The sequence below is a fragment of the Rhodococcus ruitaii genome (assembly GCF_055230935.1).
The window spans coordinates 23,942-39,133 of record NZ_JBUYWC010000008.1 but is presented as its reverse complement, the minus strand read 5'-3'; the positions used below and the strand labels follow the sequence as shown (position 1 = coordinate 39,133).

Below are 15,192 nucleotides of genomic sequence, written 5' to 3'. Positions count from 1 at the left end.
GGTTGCCGAGTGTGCGGGCGTGTAGCTCAGTGGTAGAGCTCTGGTTTTACACACCAGCGGTCGGGGGTTCGAAACCCTCCGCGCCCACCAGAAGGTTGTCCGTCCAACCGGTCTCGTCGGATTGTGGGGTCGTCCGAGCGGGAGGCAGGGCCGCGCTCGATCCGCGCCGCGGCACGACCCTGCTGCTCCGATGCTCTACCGGCTCAGGGCCTTGAACTGGCGGACCGCCAACGGACCGAAGATCAACATGATCACGACAGGCCAGATGATTGCTGCCGGCAGAGCGTGGCCGTCGATCCAGTAGGCCGGTTCCAGGGAGTCGATGCCCGGGGTCTGGAACAGCTCGCGGATCGCCGTCGCTGTCGACGAAACCGGATTCCACGCCGCGACTGCACCCAGCCAGCCGGGCATCATCTCAGGCGGGGTGAAGACCGACGAGATGAATCCCAAGGGGAAAGCCACGGCGAAGAGCATGCCGGCGGTTTCGGTGTTGGTGATGCACAACCCCAGGAAGATGCCTACGAGGATCAATGCCAGTCTCAGCCAGAGCAGCAGCGCAAAGGCCAGCAAGGTTGCCGCGAGACTGCCGCCGGATCGCCAGCCGATCAGCAAAGCCACCCCGACGATGACCACCAGGTCGAGCGCCGCCCGGATGACGTCGGAGAGTGCACGTCCGGTCACCGGCGCGGAGGGCGACATCGGCATCGACCGGAATCGATCCATGAAGCCCTTCTCCTTGTTGTGGGTCACCGCATAGGCAGTGTCCATGAAGCCCAGCGCCATCGTCATGGCGAACATCCCGGGCATGGCGAAATCCACATAGCCTTCGCCGGCGCCCTGGCCGGTGACGTCCATCGCCGACCCGAAGACGTAGACGAACATCAGCACCATCACCACCGGGAAGCCGATCTGCCAGGCAAAGGTGCTGGGCTGGCGGACGAGGTGGGTGAACTCCTGGAGCACAATGGTCCAGCAGTCGCGTACGGCCCAGACCAGACGGGACTCGGTGGGCTTCGGCGTTGCTGTTTCGGCGAGCGCGGGTGTTGTGGTGGTCATCGAGTCTCCTCGAGGGTTCTGTTCGCGGTGGAGGTCAGGTACAGGAATGCCTCGTCGAGAGTCGGCCGGCGCAGTCCGATATCGGCGATGTCGATGTCTTCGGCCTGGATGGCCGCAGCCACCGCAGTCAGTGCCGCGACACCGTCGGGTACCGGGATACTCAGCCGTGCCTCGGTCTCTTCCACGTCCGGCTCGGCGTTCAGGACGCGGACGACGGCCGCAGCAGCCCGGGCCAGTTCGGCCGGATCGTGGGCAACCAGCTCCAGCCGTTCGTCTCCGATGCGCCGCTTCAACCCGGCGGGTGTGTCCTCGATGAAGTTCCGGCCGTGGTCGATCACGCTGATCCGGTCGCACAGCTTGTCGGCCTCATCCAGGTAGTGGGTGGTCAGCAGTACCGTGGTGCCCTCCGCGGCCAGGTTTCGTACTGCCTCCCACACCTCTCTGCGTCCGGCAGGGTCCAAGCCTGTGGTCGGCTCGTCGAGGAACAGGACCTGCGGGGCCAGGATCATCGAGGCTGCGAGGTCCAACCGGCGGCGCATGCCACCGGAGAACTTCTTGGGTGAGCGACCGGCGGCGTCGGTGAGCCCGAAGATCTCCAGCAGCTCGTCGGCGCGGCGCTGAGCGTCCCCCTTGCCGAGCCGGAACAGTCTGCCGAACATGGTGAGGTTCTGGCGGGCCGTCATCAGGTCGTCGACGGCGGTCTGCTGGCCGGTCAGTCCGATTCTGCGGCGGACTTCACGGGGCCGGCTCGACACATCGAACCCGGCGACGTGGGCGGTACCGCCGTCGGCGTCGGTCAGGGTACTCAGGATCCGCACCGCCGTGGTTTTTCCCGCGCCATTCGGGCCGAGCAGACCGTGGACTGTTCCCCGGGGTACGAGTAGGTCGACGCCATCGAGCGCGACCTTGTCTTTGTACCGTTTGACCAGGCCAGTGGCCTGGACAGCTGGTCCTGAAGTCATTTCCGAATCTCCCCTTCATGTTGCGTACAAGGTACGCTGTACGCTGCACGCAGAACCGTAGCGTACGGTGTGCGCAGTAGGCAAGGGATTTTTGTGCGAGGAGTATTCGTGAGCGATCGGAATCCGCTGGCGAGGAGCCTTCAATTGTTGTGGGAAGGCCTTCCCGAGCGAGCGAAGGGGCCCAAGTCCAAGCTCACACTGGCGCAGATCGTCAGCGCCGGCATCGAACTCGCGGACGCCGAGGGCATCGAAGCGCTGTCGATGCGCAAGCTGGCACAGACGCTCGATGTGGGCACTATGTCGCTGTATCGCTACGTGCCCTCGAAGGCGGAACTGCTTGACCTGATGCTCGATGCCGTGGTCGGCCCCACTCAGGCGAGAAGGACCGCTGCCGAGCGGGGGTGGCGGGAGTTCTTGACCGTTACCGCTCACGAGGCACGCCAGCTCTACATCACCCACGCTTGGGCTCTGCAGGCGAACTGGAGCCGGCCCGTATTGGGACCCAACAGCGTGGCCGACCTCAACCTGTTCTTGACCGGGGTGAAGAACCTGCCCTTCAGCGACCAAGAGAAGATGAATCTTGCCACGGTGATCGACTCCTACGTCACGGGCACCGTGCGACAGGAACTTCTGTGGCTCAACGCCTCGTCGGAGTCGGGACTGTCGGATGAGGAGTTCTGGACCTACCAGGTGCCCACTTTGACTCGAGTGATGACCTCGGGACGATTCCCGGCAATGGCGGAGTTGTCCGAGGACACGTTCGACTCCACCTGGGAGGAGAACTTCGACTTCGGGCTCGCATTGATACTCGACGGACTCGAGGCGCGGCTGTCACGCTCATAAGAGGGGGAGGTATTGCCGGGCCCGCGGGACCCTCGGATCCATCTCGAGGTAGTCGAGTGCGTGTCAGCGAGGCCCTGCGTGTCGTCGAGGCGGTGTCATATGCCTCTGACAGAGGCGGTGTCATATGCCTCTGACAGAGGCGGTGTCATATGCCTCTGACAGAGGCGGTGTCATATGCCTCTGACAGAGGCGGTGTCATATGCCTCTGACAGCAGTGCGCAGAAGCTGTCGTCCACATCTTCCGCCGACGAGAGGCTGAGGCGGTGGGTGGTGATGCGGCCGGTGGTGGGGTATGCCTCACGCAACGTCGGATGATGGACACGCCGCGAGAGATCGAGAGCCACTTCGAGGCGCGTGGCGTACAGGAATGCTGCTGCGAACACCCTCGGCTTCGGCGCGGACATCCGACCCCAGGAGACCTCCGAGGTATGCACCGTCTCCTCGACGTCGTCACCCAGCGCGAGGACCCGGGTGCGGAACCGACGGAAAGCGTCGACGGCCGCGGGGTCCTTGTCTGCCAGGTAGTCGTCGACGGTCGAGTACATCGGGAACTCCTCGTGTGGTGAAGCACCGGGCAGTGCCGTGTGACAGTACGTGGTCACCGGTGCCCGCCGTAGCGGTCGGCCAGCTTGTTGCTGGTGGTACGAGATGCTGAGGTGGAGCGCACCGAACCCGAACGAACGATTGTCCCCTCGCCCGACCGAGGTTCCGGCTCGGCCGGGGCGACTTCGTCGTTGTCACGCGCCTTCCCTTTGCGACGTTCCCGAATCTCTGCCCAGACGAAATACCCGAGTCCGAGAGGTGCCATGATGCCGAAGGCGAGCCACTGCAACCCGTAGGACAGGTAAGGGCCGCTGTCGAGTTGAGGCAGTGCTTTCGCCTCGAGGACCCCGGGCTGCTCCGGGTCGAGTTGAAGGTATCCGTTGACAAGCTCGAGCCCCGATGCTTCGGCGATCTGACCGGAATCGATGAAGTAGACCTGTAGATAGCCGGCGTCGGTGAACGGATCCTTACCTTCGACTGTGCCCTCCGACATGCGGATTCGAGCATCGAGAGTCACCGGCCCGGTCGGTGCTGCGGGAATCTCGGGCACCGCGGTGCCTTCGACCGGGCGCACGTAACCGCGGTCGACGAGGACGGTGCTCCCGTCATCGAGCACGAACGGGGTGAGGACCTCGTAAGCGGGTTTGGACTCGCTGCTCCGCAGACGCACCAGGACATCCGAATCCGGGACGAAACTGCCTTCTGCGACAACTCGTCGCCATTCGGTTTCGACGGTCGCGCCGGCGTCGCCGAACAACTCGCCCACGGGCACCGGGGCCTGCGACACCGACTCCGCGATGCGGTCGTTGCGCTCACCGGTGCTGGTGTTCTTACCGAGTTGCCAGGGTGCAAGCACCGTGAAACATGCGTAGGCGAAACCAACCACTACCAGAGCGAGGACAAGCCAGCTCGGGCGGAGCAGAAATGACAGTCGGCGCACATGTCCACGGTAGACCGTGATGTGTATCTCACTGCTGTCGCACCCGGTCGAGCAGGCCGGGCGCGCATGCCTCGATCTGCTCCCGTACCTGCTCGAATGCAGCCGGACAGACGATCGTTGCCGGAGATGTCGCTGTCTCCGGACATGTCACTGCGTGCCGGTCAGGAGGTGCTGGAGGTCGGCGACAGTGGCGACGGTCTTTGCCGCAACAGTTCCCTCGGATTCCGTGCCGTATCCCCACTCGACGAACACCGTGGGAATCCCGAACCGGCCGGCGCCGTGGATATCGTGCTCTCGATCACCGACCATCACCACATCCGGGGTGCCACCCCGTGCTGCGTCGACGGCGTCGATACCGAGTGCCGCGAGACTGTGCGCGACCACGTCGGCCTTCGTGCGCCGTTCCCCGTCCTCGCTTGCCCCGCCGATGAACTCGAAGTGATCCGCGACCCCGAAATGTTCGAGAATCCGCACGGCAGCGGACTCGTTCTTCGAGGTCGCCACCGCAAGGCAGCCGACGGTGCGACGGACTGCTGCGAGCATGGCGGCGACGCCGTCGAACAGGGCGTTCTCACGCCAGCCTGTGTCCGTGTAGTACTCGCGATATGCCGCCAATCCCAGCTCGATCTCGTCGTCGCCGAGGCCGAGCGAACGCAATGTATCCCGCATCGGAGGTCCGAGCAGCCACTCCAGGTTCCCGTCGGGAACGGTGAAACCGACGGTCGAAGCCGCATGGCGGAAGCCGTTGATCACACCGGTCGCGGAATCGGTCAGGGTGCCGTCGAGGTCGAACAGCACGACCGGGGCAGGCAGCATCAGGGGATGCGTTTCGGCGAGGAGAGTCACCCCGCCCATTGTCCCCGGTTCTCGAAGAACTGCAGCGTAGGGTCGTCGGCGAACAGCAGAACGGCGAGTCGTGCGACCGAGAGCAGGAGAATTTCGTGGCAGCAACGCTTCGTGAGGTGATCGAGGTACTCGACACGGCGTATCCGCCTGCGTTGGCGGAGTCGTGGGATTCGGTGGGTCTGGTTGCGGGTGATCCCGGTGATCCGGTCCGCAAGGTGCTGCTCGCTGTCGATGCTACAGCCGCCGTCGTCGACCAAGCCCTCGACTGGGGCGCCGATTTGCTGCTCGTGCACCACCCATTGTTGCTCCGGGGCGTCGATAGCGTCGGCACGCACACCCCCAAGGGCGCGCTCATCCACCGCCTGATCCGGGGCGGATGTGCCCTGTTCACTGCGCACACCAACGCCGACCGTGCTGATCCCGGCGTATCCGACGCGTTGGCGCAGGCTCTGGGCCTGACAGAGTTGCGACCGATCGATCCGAAGCCGGAACAGGCTGCCGACAAGTGGGTGGTGATGGTGCCGGCCGAGGCATCCGGCACCGTACGTGCCGCGTTGTTCGAGGCCGGAGCAGGTGCTCTGGGCAACTACCGGGACTGCTGCTGGACGGCATCGGGGACAGGGCAGTTCCGCCCTGTCGACGGCGCCGACCCGACCATCGGTGCGGTCGGGGAACTCGAGCAGGTCGTCGAGGACCGCATCGAGGTGATCGCCCCGCGGCGAGCCCGAACTGCGGTGCTCGCCGCGCTGCGCGGTGCTCATCCCTACGAGGTGCCGGCGTTCGATGTGTTCGAGCTCGCCGAGCTGCCGAGCAACCGTGGTCTCGGTCGTGTGGGGGAATTGCCACACGCACAGACGTTCCGCGAGTTCACCGAGACGGTCGCGGCGGCGTTACCGCCGACGGAGTGGGGTGTGCGCGGCGCTGGCAACCCCGAACGTCCGATCCGGACAGTGGCGGTGTGCGGCGGATCAGGCGACTCGTTCCTCGGAAAGGTCTCCGCGCTGGGGGTCGACGCATACGTGACGGCCGATCTGAGGCATCACCCCGCCGACGAACATCTGCGAGCCGGTGGACCGGCGCTCGTCGACGTCGCACACTGGGCCAGCGAACAACCGTGGTGCGCGCAGGCGAGCGCGATTCTCGACGACGCGTTCGGCGATCGCGACGGGTGGCAGTCCCGCGTTACTGACCTGCGCACCGATCCCTGGACGACAGCGGCCCGCGCGGTACGGTAATCAGTTACGAGGCCGTCGTCGCGGTCCGGCCGCGACCAGGGCCAGTCGCCGCCATTCCCCCGAGCCGAGAACCCGAAAGCAGGAACCACCCGAGTGAACGTCGAACCCGCAGTGCAGGCAAAACTCCTTTCCATCGCCTCGGTGGACAACGAGCTCAACCGTCTCGCGCACCGTCGCCGCACCCTCCCGGAACAGCAGGAGGTGGACCGACTCCAGACCGAGCGGGCGTCCCGGAAGGACGCGGCCGTTGCCGTCGAGATCGTGCTCGACGACCTCGACCGTGACATCCGCAAGATCGAGGGTGAGATCGAGGCGGTGCGCCAGCGCGCGCAGCGCGACCGTGCTCTGCTCGAGGGCGGCACCATCGGTTCCAAGCAGCTGACCGAGCTGCAGCACGAGCTGGGCAGTCTCGAACGTCGCCAGAATGCGCTCGAGGACGACCAGCTCGAGGTCATGGAGCGGCGGGAGGCATCGAAGGCCGACCATGATCACGCCGGTGCGCAGGTGTCGCAGGTCGACGAGCAGCTCGGCGACGCAACCCGCGCCAGGGATGAGGCTCTCGCCGACATCGAGGTTGCAGAAGCCCGCTGCCGCGGTGACCGCGAAACCCTGGTTGCGGCGTTGCCTGCCGAGCTGGTGGCAGTCTACGAGAAGCAGCGTGAGCGGTCGGGCATCGGTGCAGCCCTGCTGCAGGCCCGTCGTTGCGGCGCGTGCCGCATCGAACTGGACCGAGGTGAGATCGCCCGCATCACCGCCGCACCGGCCGACGTGGTGGTCCACTGTCCGGAATGCAACGCGATCATGGTTCGTACCAAGGAATCGGGTCTGTGATTCGGGTCGTTGTCGAGGCCGACGGTGGTTCTCGCGGGAATCCGGGGCCTGCCGGCTACGGTGCGGTGGTATTCGACTCCGATCGCCGAGCGGTACTCGCCGAACGTCAGGCGAGCATCGGCCGTGCCACCAACAATGTGGCCGAATACCGGGGCTTGATCGCAGGACTGACCGCCGCGACCGAGCTGGGTGCCGACGAGGTCGACGTACGGATGGATTCGAAGCTTGTCGTCGAGCAGATGTCGGGGCGCTGGAAGGTCAAGCACCCCGACATGATTCCGCTCGCCGCGCAGGCTCGGGAGCTGGCGTCGAAGTTCTCGCGCGTGCACTACATGTGGGTGCCGCGCGCGGAGAACGGATACGCCGACCGACTCGCGAATGAAGCGATGGACGCCGCCGCGAACCAGGTCTCAGCACCACAGAAGTCGGGGTCCTCGAAGGCGGAACCCCCGATGACAGGGTCTCTGAAGGCACCCGGATGGACCGGTGCGACCGGCACACCCACACGGCTGCTGCTCCTGCGACACGGCCAGACCGCGCTGTCGGTCGAACGCCGCTACTCGGGGCGCGGGAACCCTGAGCTGACCGAACTGGGCCGCGACCAGGCATCCGCGGCCTCGGGGATGCTCACGGGGCGCGGTGGGGTGTCCGCGGTGGTGTCTTCGCCGCTCGGACGGGCGCGAGAGACCGCCTCCGCGGCGGCTGATGCGTTGAACCTTCCGGTGACAGTCCACGACGGTCTGATCGAGACGGATTTCGGCGAGTGGGAGGGCCTGACATTTCAGGAAGCCGCCGAGCGCGACGTCGATCTGCACAAGAGGTGGCTCGGCGACACGTCGGTGCGCCCGCCCGGTGGCGAGAGCTTCGACGACGTGCGCTCGCGTATCGCGGGTGTTCGGGACGACCTGACGACCGAGTATCCGGGCTCGAATGTGCTCGTGGTCTCCCACGTGACTCCGATCAAGACGTTCCTGCAGTTCGCATTGGATTCAGGTCCGTCGTTGCTGTACCGCCTGCATCTGGATCTGGCGTCGTTGAGCATCGCCGAGTTCTATCCGGACGGGGGGTCGTCTGTGCGCCTGGTCAACGACACGTCGTACCTGTGAACAGACCGACCGTGGACCGATCACTACACGAAAAGTGGTCGCGCAGACATGTCGGGGGTGTGTCTGCGCGACCACTCACCAGGTTTATCGGGCGTGCGCTCGGAGCGTTACACGGATTCCGAAAACTTTTCTCGATACATTCTCGGGCCCGCGTGTGACGCTGTCGCTATGGCACTGAGTCGGCGCGTCCTGCAAAATGGCTTCATCACACGAGCAGGAGGACCAGCGATGAACGGCTATCGGGTTCATGCGCACGTACCGCGTCCTTCTGCTCCGGTGCCGTTCGCTGTGGCTCCCGCCACCGACTTCGTCGTGGATCGGCGACCCTGGTGGAGGCGTCATCCGATTCTCACCACCCTCGGGGTGCTGTGGCTGGTCGGGTTCGCCCAGGAAGAACCTGGGGTCGCTGCGCTCATGGTCGTGGTCGTGGTCGTGGTCGTGGTGATGGGGGCAGCGGCCCGTCGTCGTTCCCACGACGCGCGTCGTCGTGAGCACACAGCAGCCGTGGGGCGCGCGGTATTCACAGCAGTTTGCGCACCGTCCGCAGATTTCGGTTGGTGGTCACCGGCTTGAATCGAGGTGAACTGATCTTCCTGCCGAACGCGCTGCCGATCGTGTCGCCCTTCTCGACTTCCCAGTAGACGACGCCGTCACCGGCCGCGATCCGTTCGACCACCGGATCGAGCGTGTCGCTGAGGTCGGCCAATTCGCCGAGTATCGACTCATCGGCGACGAACACCGCATAGGAGTGTCGACCGTCGACGCCTTCGTCGAACGGGTACGCATCAGCAACAGCCGACAGATACGACTGTGGATGGACGAACACGTACGCGTCGTACCCGAATGTGTCGGAGAGTGCGCGCTCGATCCGAGCTTTCAGATCTGCAGCTGTGTCACCTGCGTCGAACAAGACATTCCCCGAGGCGAGAACCGTCCGGACGTTGCCGAGACCGAGGTCGGTGAACACAGCGACGAGATCGGCCATTTTGATTCTGACGCCCCCGACATTGATTCCGCGCAGCAGGGCCACATATCGGGTCATGCCGCAGATCGTAGTTCGCGTCGGTGACATTCGGAGGTTAGGCTGTTCGAGCGGATGAGTCGGCCGGGCGACCGCGGAGCAGGGAACCGGCACCGGATGGTGTCAGGCCTTGAATCGAGGAAAGTCCGGACTCCACAGAGCAGGGCGGTTGCTAACGGCAACCCGAGGTGACTCGCGGGACAGTGCCACAGAGAACAGGCCGCCTGCCCTTCGGGGGCAGGTGAGGGTGAAACGGTGCGGTAAGAGCGCACCAGCATCCCGGGTGACCGGGGTGGCTAGGTAAACCCCGCCCGGAGCAAGGTCGAAGGCCGTACCGGTTCCTTTTCGGGAACCGGTACGGCTGCGCAGGTGTTCGAGGGCTGCTCGCCCGAGCCTGCGGGTGGACCGCTCGAGGCACCCGGCAACGGTGTGTCCAGATGGATGGTCGTCACCCCGCCTCCGCGGGGGACAGGATCCGGCTTACAGGCCGGCTCGTCCGCTCTGTCCCGAGTGCGGTACTCGATCGGTTAGAGAGGGCCGACGACCAGCAGATGGGCCCAGTGCGAGGCGGCTTCCGGCCCGATGTACGGAAGAAGGGCGTCGAAGAGAATGTACGACATGTATACGGCTCCTCATTGATGACGGTCTGTGGTGCCGGGCCGACGGTACCAGCCACACCGCTCGCGTGTAGCGGCAAAAAGTCGACCTTGTTCGGGCACACTTGAACCATGAGCGACGAGGGCTGGTACTACGACGTGAGCACAGGCAGGGTGAGTCAGGGTAAGGATCCCAGTGCCCTCAACCGCATGGGGCCGTATCCCGACAAGGACACCGCTGAGCGTGCTCTGCAGATTGCTGCCGAGCGAACGAAAGCGGCCGACAAGGCCGACGAGGAGTGGAACAACTGACACCGCGGCGTGCAGGAGGATTGGGCAGGACGACAGCAGTGGTGTCAGCCGTCGCCCGCCAGGGGTACGGGTCGTGAGCAGGCGCGCGATGACTGTGGTCGCTGGCGCCTTCGTCGCCCTCGCTTTGGTCGTCGTCTCCGTCGCGTGGTGGTGGGCACCGAGTAGATACCTGCCATGGGACACCGCATCGTTCCCCGCCGTCGATACTGCGGCATTGTCGGCGGAGCAATCGGCGGTCGTGCAGCTGCTCGAAGATGAACACCGGACGCAGCGACCCGGGACCTTCTACTCGGAGGGTGTCGAAGAACAATGGTGCGCCGACTTCGTCAGCTGGATCATGCGGGAAGCCGATATGCCACTGTCGAATCCGCACTCGGGGCATTGGCGGATACCCGGCGTGTACACATTGCAGGAATACTACGAACAGCACGACCGCTTCGAATCGGTGGATTCCGGCTACCGGCCCGAGGTGGGCGATGTCGTCCTGTACGAGAACACCGCGGGTTTCGGGCAACACACCAACATCGTCGTCGCGGTCGATGGCGATGAGGCGATCACCGTGGGTGGCAACGAGTTCGGTCGCATCCGTGTCCATACACTCGAGTGGTCGGACGACTCGGCGGTGGTGGGATTCGGCCGGCTCCCGCAGTGAAATGGTGCTATCGGAACTGGTCGGTCGCTTCCACCAGGTGATGGGTGATGCCGGGCTCGTGCGCGGAGTGGCCGGCGTCCTCGACGATGTGCAGTTCCGAGCCGGGCCAGGCGCGATGGAGGTCCCACGCGCTTGTCGCGGGGCACACCACGTCGTAGCGACCCTGCACGATCACTCCCGGGATGCCGTGCAGGAGACGTGCATCGCGCAGCAGCTGCCCTTCGTCGAGGAAGCCGCGATGATAGAAGTAGTGGTTCTCGATTCGCGCGAAGGCGAGCGCGAACCGGGGCTCGGCGGTGTCGGCGACGTGGTCGGGCTGCGGGAGCAGCGAACTCGTTCCGCCCTCCCAGGTCGACCATGCGATGGCCGCACGCAACGCGGCGTCCTGGTCGGGGGAGTGCAGCAGACGATGATAGGAGTCGACCGGATGTTCGTCGGGGTCGGCGCCCGCGAGCGGTGCGCGGAATCCTTCCCACAGGTCCGGGAACACCGCACCGGCACCACCGTTGTAGTACCAGTCGATCTCACGGCGTCGCAGCAGGAAGATGCCGCGCAACACCAACTCGGTGACACGGTCGCGATGACGTTGCGCGTAGGCCAGTGCCAATGTCGATCCCCACGATCCGCCGAACACCATCCATCGTTCGATGTTCAGGAAGGTGCGCAGTTGCTCGATGTCGGACAGGAGGTGGTCGGTCGTGTTGACCGACAGGTCGGCTCCTTCGGCGACGTGGGGTCGTGACCGGCCGCACCCGCGCTGGTCGAACATCACGATCCGATACGCCGCAGGATCGAAGAAGCGGCGCTGTTGCGGTGACGTTCCGCCGCCCGGCCCCCCGTGGAGGAACACGACAGGCTTTCCGTCCGGATTCCCGCTGACCTCCCAATATATCTGCTGATCGTCACCGACGGAGAGGAAGCCGTGGTCGTGTGGTTCGATCGGGGGATACGGCTTGCGACGGTCGGGCATCGGCTAGAACCCGACAAGGGCCGATGCGAGATCGGAAATCTGCAGGGCAGTCAACGTCTCGTCGCGTACCGAGGTGCAGTGCGCCGAGGTGATGGTATCGACACGTGCCCGATCGCCGGCCAGTGCGATGAGGTCGATGCCGTGTGCCGCACCCCATTCGCCGACGAGGATGTTCAAGCCACCCTTCCCGACGGATGGTGTGTAGGTGCGCCACGCCTGCACTTGCTCTTCCATGCGTGTGCACAGGTCGACGGCCTGGGCTTCGGTGACGCCTCCGGGTGCTTGGACTGGTTCCGATGCCGGTGGCGCCGGGGTGCCGGGCTGTGTCGTATCCGGGGTGGTTCCGGTGGCGCACGCGCCGAGGAAGCCGATCATGGCTGCAGCGGCGGTCGCAGCAACAGTGCCGCGTCGGAATCGGGTCATGGGGTGTGCACCTCGTGGTCCGGGATCGTGGTCGCCGTCGAGTGTGCCACCGAGTCCGCGACCTCCGATGAGCGCCCTGGCCTGGATTCACCATTCCTGCGAGGTTGCTGCCGGCATGCTGGGACGATCACGTGCGGGCCGGCACCGGCGACTGGTCCGGCATACGCGAGCGTTGCCTGCGGCGCACCACCCACTTCTCCAGTTCGGCGACCACGAACACCAGTAGCCCCGCACCGAGAACCTTGGCCCAGTCGGTGAGGGACAATGCAGCCGAACCGAACACTGCTTGCATGAACGGCGCATAGGTGAAGAGCACCTGCAGTAGTGCACACAGCGCGACGGCGCCGAGGACGTAGGTGCTTCCGAACAGACCTTCGCGGTCGAGTACGGAGTCGTAGATCCGGCGGCTGTTGAACAGGTAGAACATCTCGGCGACGACGATTGCGTTGACCGCGACGGTGCGAGCGACTTCGACGGAGGTGCCGGACTCCATTTCCCACAGGAACAACCCGAGAGAGCCGCCCATCATCAAGACCGACACCATTGTCACCCGCCACACGAAGAACGGGGTCAGCAGCGACTGCCCCGGCGGACGAGGCGCGCGCTGCATCACGGTCTTCTCTGTGGGTTCGAAGGCCAGGGCGAGACCCAGAGTGCTGACGGTGGCCAGGTTGATCCACAGCACCTGCGCGGGGGTCATCGGAAGGGTCAGCTGGAACGCAATGGCCGCGACGACCACGAGTGCTTCGCCGCCGTTCGTGGGCAGCATGAACAGCACGAACTTCTTGATGTTGTCGTAGATACCGCGGCCTTCGCGTACTGCTGCTGCGATGCTGGCGAAATTGTCGTCCGCGAGCACCATGTCGGCCGATTCCTTGGCGGCTTCGGTGCCTCCCTCACCCATGGCGATGCCGACGTCGGCACGGGTCAGAGCGGGTGCGTCGTTGACGCCGTCACCGGTCATGGCGACGACCTCACCGTTCTCCTGCAGTGCGCGCACGAGCCGCAGCTTGTGTTCGGGACTGGCGCGCGCGAACACGTCGGTCTCGGCGACGACCCGCCGCAGGGCCTCGTCATCGAGTGCTTCGACCTGCGCGCCGGTCACCGGTGTCTTGCCGACGCCCAGCCCCATCTGGGCGCCGATCTCGCCGGCGGTGTCGGCGTGGTCGCCGGTGATCATTTTGACTTGGATTCCGGCGCGGTGGCATTCGCGTACTGCGACGACGGCTTCTTCGCGTGGGGGGTCGATGATGCCGACGAGCGACAGAACCGTGAAGCCGTCGAGCGCATCCTCGAATTCGAGTGTTCCGGTATCGGCGTCGCGGTCGCGGTACGCCAACGCGAGCAACCGCAAACCTTGGGCGGCGATCTCACGGGCGCGGCGATCCCAATAGGCGGTGTCGATGGTGTGGCGGTTGCCGTCGTCGTCGAGTTGGTGTGTGCATACCGCGAGGACGTTCTCGGGGGCACCCTTGAGGAGTATCCGTTCGCGGCGTCCGTCGTCGTGACGGTGGAGAGTGGCCATGAAACGGTGCTCGGATTCGAACGGGACGACGTCGAGACGTGGCCAAGTGGCGGTGGCAGCGTCTGCGTGCAGGCCGGCCTTCCTGCCGAGTACCAGCAACGCGGCCTCGGTGGGGTCGCCGTCGATCTCCCACGAGTCGTCGGTCTCGAATACCCGTGAGTCGTTGCACAGCACACCGGTTCGGATGGTGAGATCCAGCGCAGCGGAGGATTCTCGGGCGATGGGGGTGCCCTCACCGGTGGTGAGACCACCCACCGGTGCGTAGCCGACCCCGCCCACATCGATCGTGCGGTGCGCGCCCACGATCTTCTGCACGGTCATCTCGTTGCGGGTGAGGGTGCCCGTCTTGTCGGAGCAGATCACCGTCACGGAGCCGAGTGTCTCGACCGCCGGAAGCCTGCGCACGACGGCGTTGCGGCGTGCCATGCGTTGGACGCCGAGGGAGAGCGCCACCGTCATCACGGCGGGGAGGCCTTCGGGGATGGCGGAGGCGGCCAGTGCGACGGCCATCGTGAACATCTCGGCCGGGGTCTCGCCGCGGACGACCACGCCGAAGACGTACGTAGCCGCTGCGGCGACCAGAATCACGGCCGCGAGCCATCGGCCGAAACCGTCGATCTGACGGAGTAGGGGGGTGGTGGTGGTGTCGATGCCGGACAGCAACGCGTTGATGCGGCCGAGTTCGGTGTCGGTGCCGGTGGCGACGACCACACCGTCGCCCTGGCCGAACACCGCGACTGTGCCGGCGTAGCAGGACGAGCGGCGGTCACCGAGTTCGCTGTCTTCATCGACGGGCGAGGTCGACTTCTCGACGGGCAGGGATTCGCCGGTGAGCGCGGCCTCGTCGATGCGGAGATCGCGTGAGCGGATCAGCCGCAGATCGGCGGGGACTCGGTCGCCCGAGACGAGCCGAACCACATCGCCGGGAACGAGGTCTGCTGCCTCGATGTCGACGATCCGGCCGTCCCGGTGCACCCGGGTGTGCGGTGCGAGCATCGATCGGATCGAGTCGAGCGCCGATTCGGCTCGACCTTCCTGAACGAACCCGATCAAGGCATTGATGACCACGGCGCCGAGGAGCACACCCGTGTCGATCCAATGTTCGAGGAACGCAGTAACGACAGCGGCGGCCATCATCACGTACAACAGGACATTGTGGAACTGGCGCAGCAGACGCCACCACCAACGATCCGCGCGGGGGGTCGGGAGACTGTTGGGGCCGTATACGGCGAGTCTGCGCGCGGCCTCGGCCGAATCGAGTCCCCGGTCGGATGCCTCGAGTCGAGTGAGGGTCTCACCCGACTCGAGCGAGTGCCATGGCGTACTCATTG

Annotated in this window: 16 protein-coding genes, 1 tRNA gene and 1 other RNA gene; 9 read left to right on the top strand and 9 right to left on the bottom strand. The window is 65.4% G+C overall.

Annotated elements, in window-relative coordinates:
* Positions 1 to 15 precede the first annotated feature (15 nt).
* Positions 16 to 90 (top strand) — tRNA-Val (locus ACZI8W_RS11560).
* A 105-nt stretch (positions 91 to 195) separates the two neighbouring features.
* Here ACZI8W_RS11560 and ACZI8W_RS11555 read toward each other — a convergent pair.
* Positions 196 to 1,056 (bottom strand): ABC transporter permease, encoded by an 861-nt coding sequence (locus tag ACZI8W_RS11555; protein ID WP_463368643.1) that lies wholly within the window; start codon positions 1,054 to 1,056, stop codon positions 196 to 198.
* Entirely contained in the window at positions 1,053 to 2,018 is a 966-nt protein-coding gene (locus ACZI8W_RS11550; protein WP_463368642.1) for an ATP-binding cassette domain-containing protein, read from the bottom strand. Before ACZI8W_RS11550 ends, ACZI8W_RS11555 begins: the two co-directional genes overlap by 4 nt.
* 108 nt (positions 2,019 to 2,126) lie before the next feature.
* Here ACZI8W_RS11550 and ACZI8W_RS11545 point away from each other — a divergent pair, with 108 nt between their 5' ends.
* Positions 2,127 to 2,861: a TetR/AcrR family transcriptional regulator gene (locus tag ACZI8W_RS11545; protein WP_463368641.1), complete on the top strand. Its 735-nt coding sequence runs from the start codon at positions 2,127 to 2,129 to the stop codon at positions 2,859 to 2,861.
* A gap of 170 nt (positions 2,862 to 3,031) precedes the next feature.
* Here ACZI8W_RS11545 and ACZI8W_RS11540 read toward each other — a convergent pair whose 3' ends face one another.
* From ACZI8W_RS11540 to ACZI8W_RS11530, 3 genes are all read right to left on the bottom strand, one after another.
* Positions 3,032 to 3,406 (bottom strand): DUF5655 domain-containing protein, encoded by a 375-nt coding sequence (locus tag ACZI8W_RS11540; RefSeq protein ID WP_463368640.1) that lies wholly within the window; start codon positions 3,404 to 3,406, stop codon positions 3,032 to 3,034.
* Between the two features lie 53 nt (positions 3,407 to 3,459).
* Positions 3,460 to 4,344 (bottom strand): SURF1 family cytochrome oxidase biogenesis protein, encoded by an 885-nt coding sequence (locus ACZI8W_RS11535; protein WP_463368639.1) that lies wholly within the window; start codon positions 4,342 to 4,344, stop codon positions 3,460 to 3,462.
* Between the two features lie 147 nt (positions 4,345 to 4,491).
* Entirely contained in the window at positions 4,492 to 5,190 is a 699-nt protein-coding gene (locus ACZI8W_RS11530) for an HAD hydrolase-like protein (RefSeq protein ID WP_463368638.1), read from the bottom strand.
* A gap of 95 nt (positions 5,191 to 5,285) precedes the next feature.
* Here ACZI8W_RS11530 and ACZI8W_RS11525 point away from each other — a divergent pair, with 95 nt between their 5' ends.
* From ACZI8W_RS11525 to ACZI8W_RS11510, 4 genes are all read left to right on the top strand, one after another.
* Positions 5,286 to 6,425 (top strand): Nif3-like dinuclear metal center hexameric protein, encoded by a 1,140-nt coding sequence (locus ACZI8W_RS11525; RefSeq protein WP_463368637.1) that lies wholly within the window; start codon positions 5,286 to 5,288, stop codon positions 6,423 to 6,425.
* Between the two features lie 93 nt (positions 6,426 to 6,518).
* Positions 6,519 to 7,256, top strand: coding sequence for a zinc ribbon domain-containing protein (locus ACZI8W_RS11520; RefSeq protein ID WP_463368636.1), 738 nt, complete (start codon positions 6,519 to 6,521; stop codon positions 7,254 to 7,256).
* A complete protein-coding gene (locus ACZI8W_RS11515) occupies positions 7,253 to 8,362 on the top strand; it encodes a bifunctional RNase H/acid phosphatase (protein WP_463368635.1) in 1,110 nt (369 codons plus the stop codon). Before ACZI8W_RS11520 ends, ACZI8W_RS11515 begins: the two co-directional genes overlap by 4 nt.
* A gap of 228 nt (positions 8,363 to 8,590) precedes the next feature.
* Positions 8,591 to 8,935, top strand: coding sequence for a hypothetical protein (locus ACZI8W_RS11510; protein WP_463368634.1), 345 nt, complete (start codon positions 8,591 to 8,593; stop codon positions 8,933 to 8,935).
* On the opposite strand, the gene ACZI8W_RS11505 is transcribed toward ACZI8W_RS11510, so the two are convergent.
* The gene (locus tag ACZI8W_RS11505) at positions 8,883 to 9,404 is read right to left on the bottom strand and encodes a DUF1697 domain-containing protein (RefSeq protein WP_463368633.1); all 522 of its coding nucleotides are present in this window, start codon (positions 9,402 to 9,404) and stop codon (positions 8,883 to 8,885) included. The two genes, ACZI8W_RS11510 and ACZI8W_RS11505, sit on opposite strands and share 53 nt — an antisense overlap.
* 55 nt (positions 9,405 to 9,459) lie before the next feature.
* On the opposite strand from ACZI8W_RS11505, the gene rnpB reads away from it, so the two are divergent.
* The 3 genes from rnpB (at position 9,460) to ACZI8W_RS11490 (ending at position 10,943) form a co-directional block, all read left to right on the top strand.
* Positions 9,460 to 9,882, top strand: an RNA gene (rnpB, locus tag ACZI8W_RS11500) — RNase P RNA component class A.
* 229 nt (positions 9,883 to 10,111) lie between these two features.
* Positions 10,112 to 10,291, top strand: a complete 180-nt coding sequence (locus tag ACZI8W_RS11495) for a hypothetical protein (RefSeq protein WP_463368632.1) — start codon at positions 10,112 to 10,114, stop codon at positions 10,289 to 10,291.
* A gap of 88 nt (positions 10,292 to 10,379) precedes the next feature.
* A complete protein-coding gene (locus ACZI8W_RS11490) occupies positions 10,380 to 10,943 on the top strand; it encodes a CHAP domain-containing protein (protein WP_463368631.1) in 564 nt (187 codons plus the stop codon).
* Positions 10,944 to 10,950: 7 nt separating this feature from the next.
* On the opposite strand, the gene pip is transcribed toward ACZI8W_RS11490, so the two are convergent.
* From pip to ACZI8W_RS11475, 3 genes are all read right to left on the bottom strand, one after another.
* A complete protein-coding gene (pip, locus tag ACZI8W_RS11485; RefSeq protein ID WP_463368630.1) occupies positions 10,951 to 11,913 on the bottom strand; it encodes a prolyl aminopeptidase in 963 nt (320 codons plus the stop codon).
* A 3-nt stretch (positions 11,914 to 11,916) separates the two neighbouring features.
* Positions 11,917 to 12,336 (bottom strand): hypothetical protein, encoded by a 420-nt coding sequence (locus ACZI8W_RS11480; RefSeq protein WP_463368629.1) that lies wholly within the window; start codon positions 12,334 to 12,336, stop codon positions 11,917 to 11,919.
* A gap of 127 nt (positions 12,337 to 12,463) precedes the next feature.
* Positions 12,464 to 15,190, bottom strand: a complete 2,727-nt coding sequence (locus tag ACZI8W_RS11475) for a cation-transporting P-type ATPase (RefSeq protein WP_463368628.1) — start codon at positions 15,188 to 15,190, stop codon at positions 12,464 to 12,466.
* Between the last annotated feature and the right edge of the window lie 2 nt (positions 15,191 to 15,192).

Excerpts from the sequence above, each read along its gene's own strand:
- pip (WP_463368630.1), bottom strand. The coding sequence starts at position 11,913 with ATGCCCGACCGTCGCAAGCCGTATCCCCCGATCGAACCACACGACCAC.
- ACZI8W_RS11475 (WP_463368628.1), bottom strand. The coding sequence starts at position 15,190 with ATGAGTACGCCATGGCACTCGCTCGAGTCGGGTGAGACCCTCACTCGA.
- ACZI8W_RS11550 (WP_463368642.1), bottom strand. The coding sequence starts at position 2,018 with ATGACTTCAGGACCAGCTGTCCAGGCCACTGGCCTGGTCAAACGGTAC.
- ACZI8W_RS11505 (WP_463368633.1), bottom strand. The coding sequence starts at position 9,404 with ATGACCCGATATGTGGCCCTGCTGCGCGGAATCAATGTCGGGGGCGTC.
- ACZI8W_RS11490 (WP_463368631.1), top strand. The coding sequence starts at position 10,380 with ATGACTGTGGTCGCTGGCGCCTTCGTCGCCCTCGCTTTGGTCGTCGTC.
- ACZI8W_RS11555 (WP_463368643.1), bottom strand. The coding sequence starts at position 1,056 with ATGACCACCACAACACCCGCGCTCGCCGAAACAGCAACGCCGAAGCCC.
- ACZI8W_RS11540 (WP_463368640.1), bottom strand. The coding sequence starts at position 3,406 with ATGTACTCGACCGTCGACGACTACCTGGCAGACAAGGACCCCGCGGCC.
- ACZI8W_RS11495 (WP_463368632.1), top strand. The coding sequence starts at position 10,112 with ATGAGCGACGAGGGCTGGTACTACGACGTGAGCACAGGCAGGGTGAGT.
- ACZI8W_RS11510 (WP_463368634.1), top strand. The coding sequence starts at position 8,591 with ATGAACGGCTATCGGGTTCATGCGCACGTACCGCGTCCTTCTGCTCCG.
- ACZI8W_RS11480 (WP_463368629.1), bottom strand. The coding sequence starts at position 12,336 with ATGACCCGATTCCGACGCGGCACTGTTGCTGCGACCGCCGCTGCAGCC.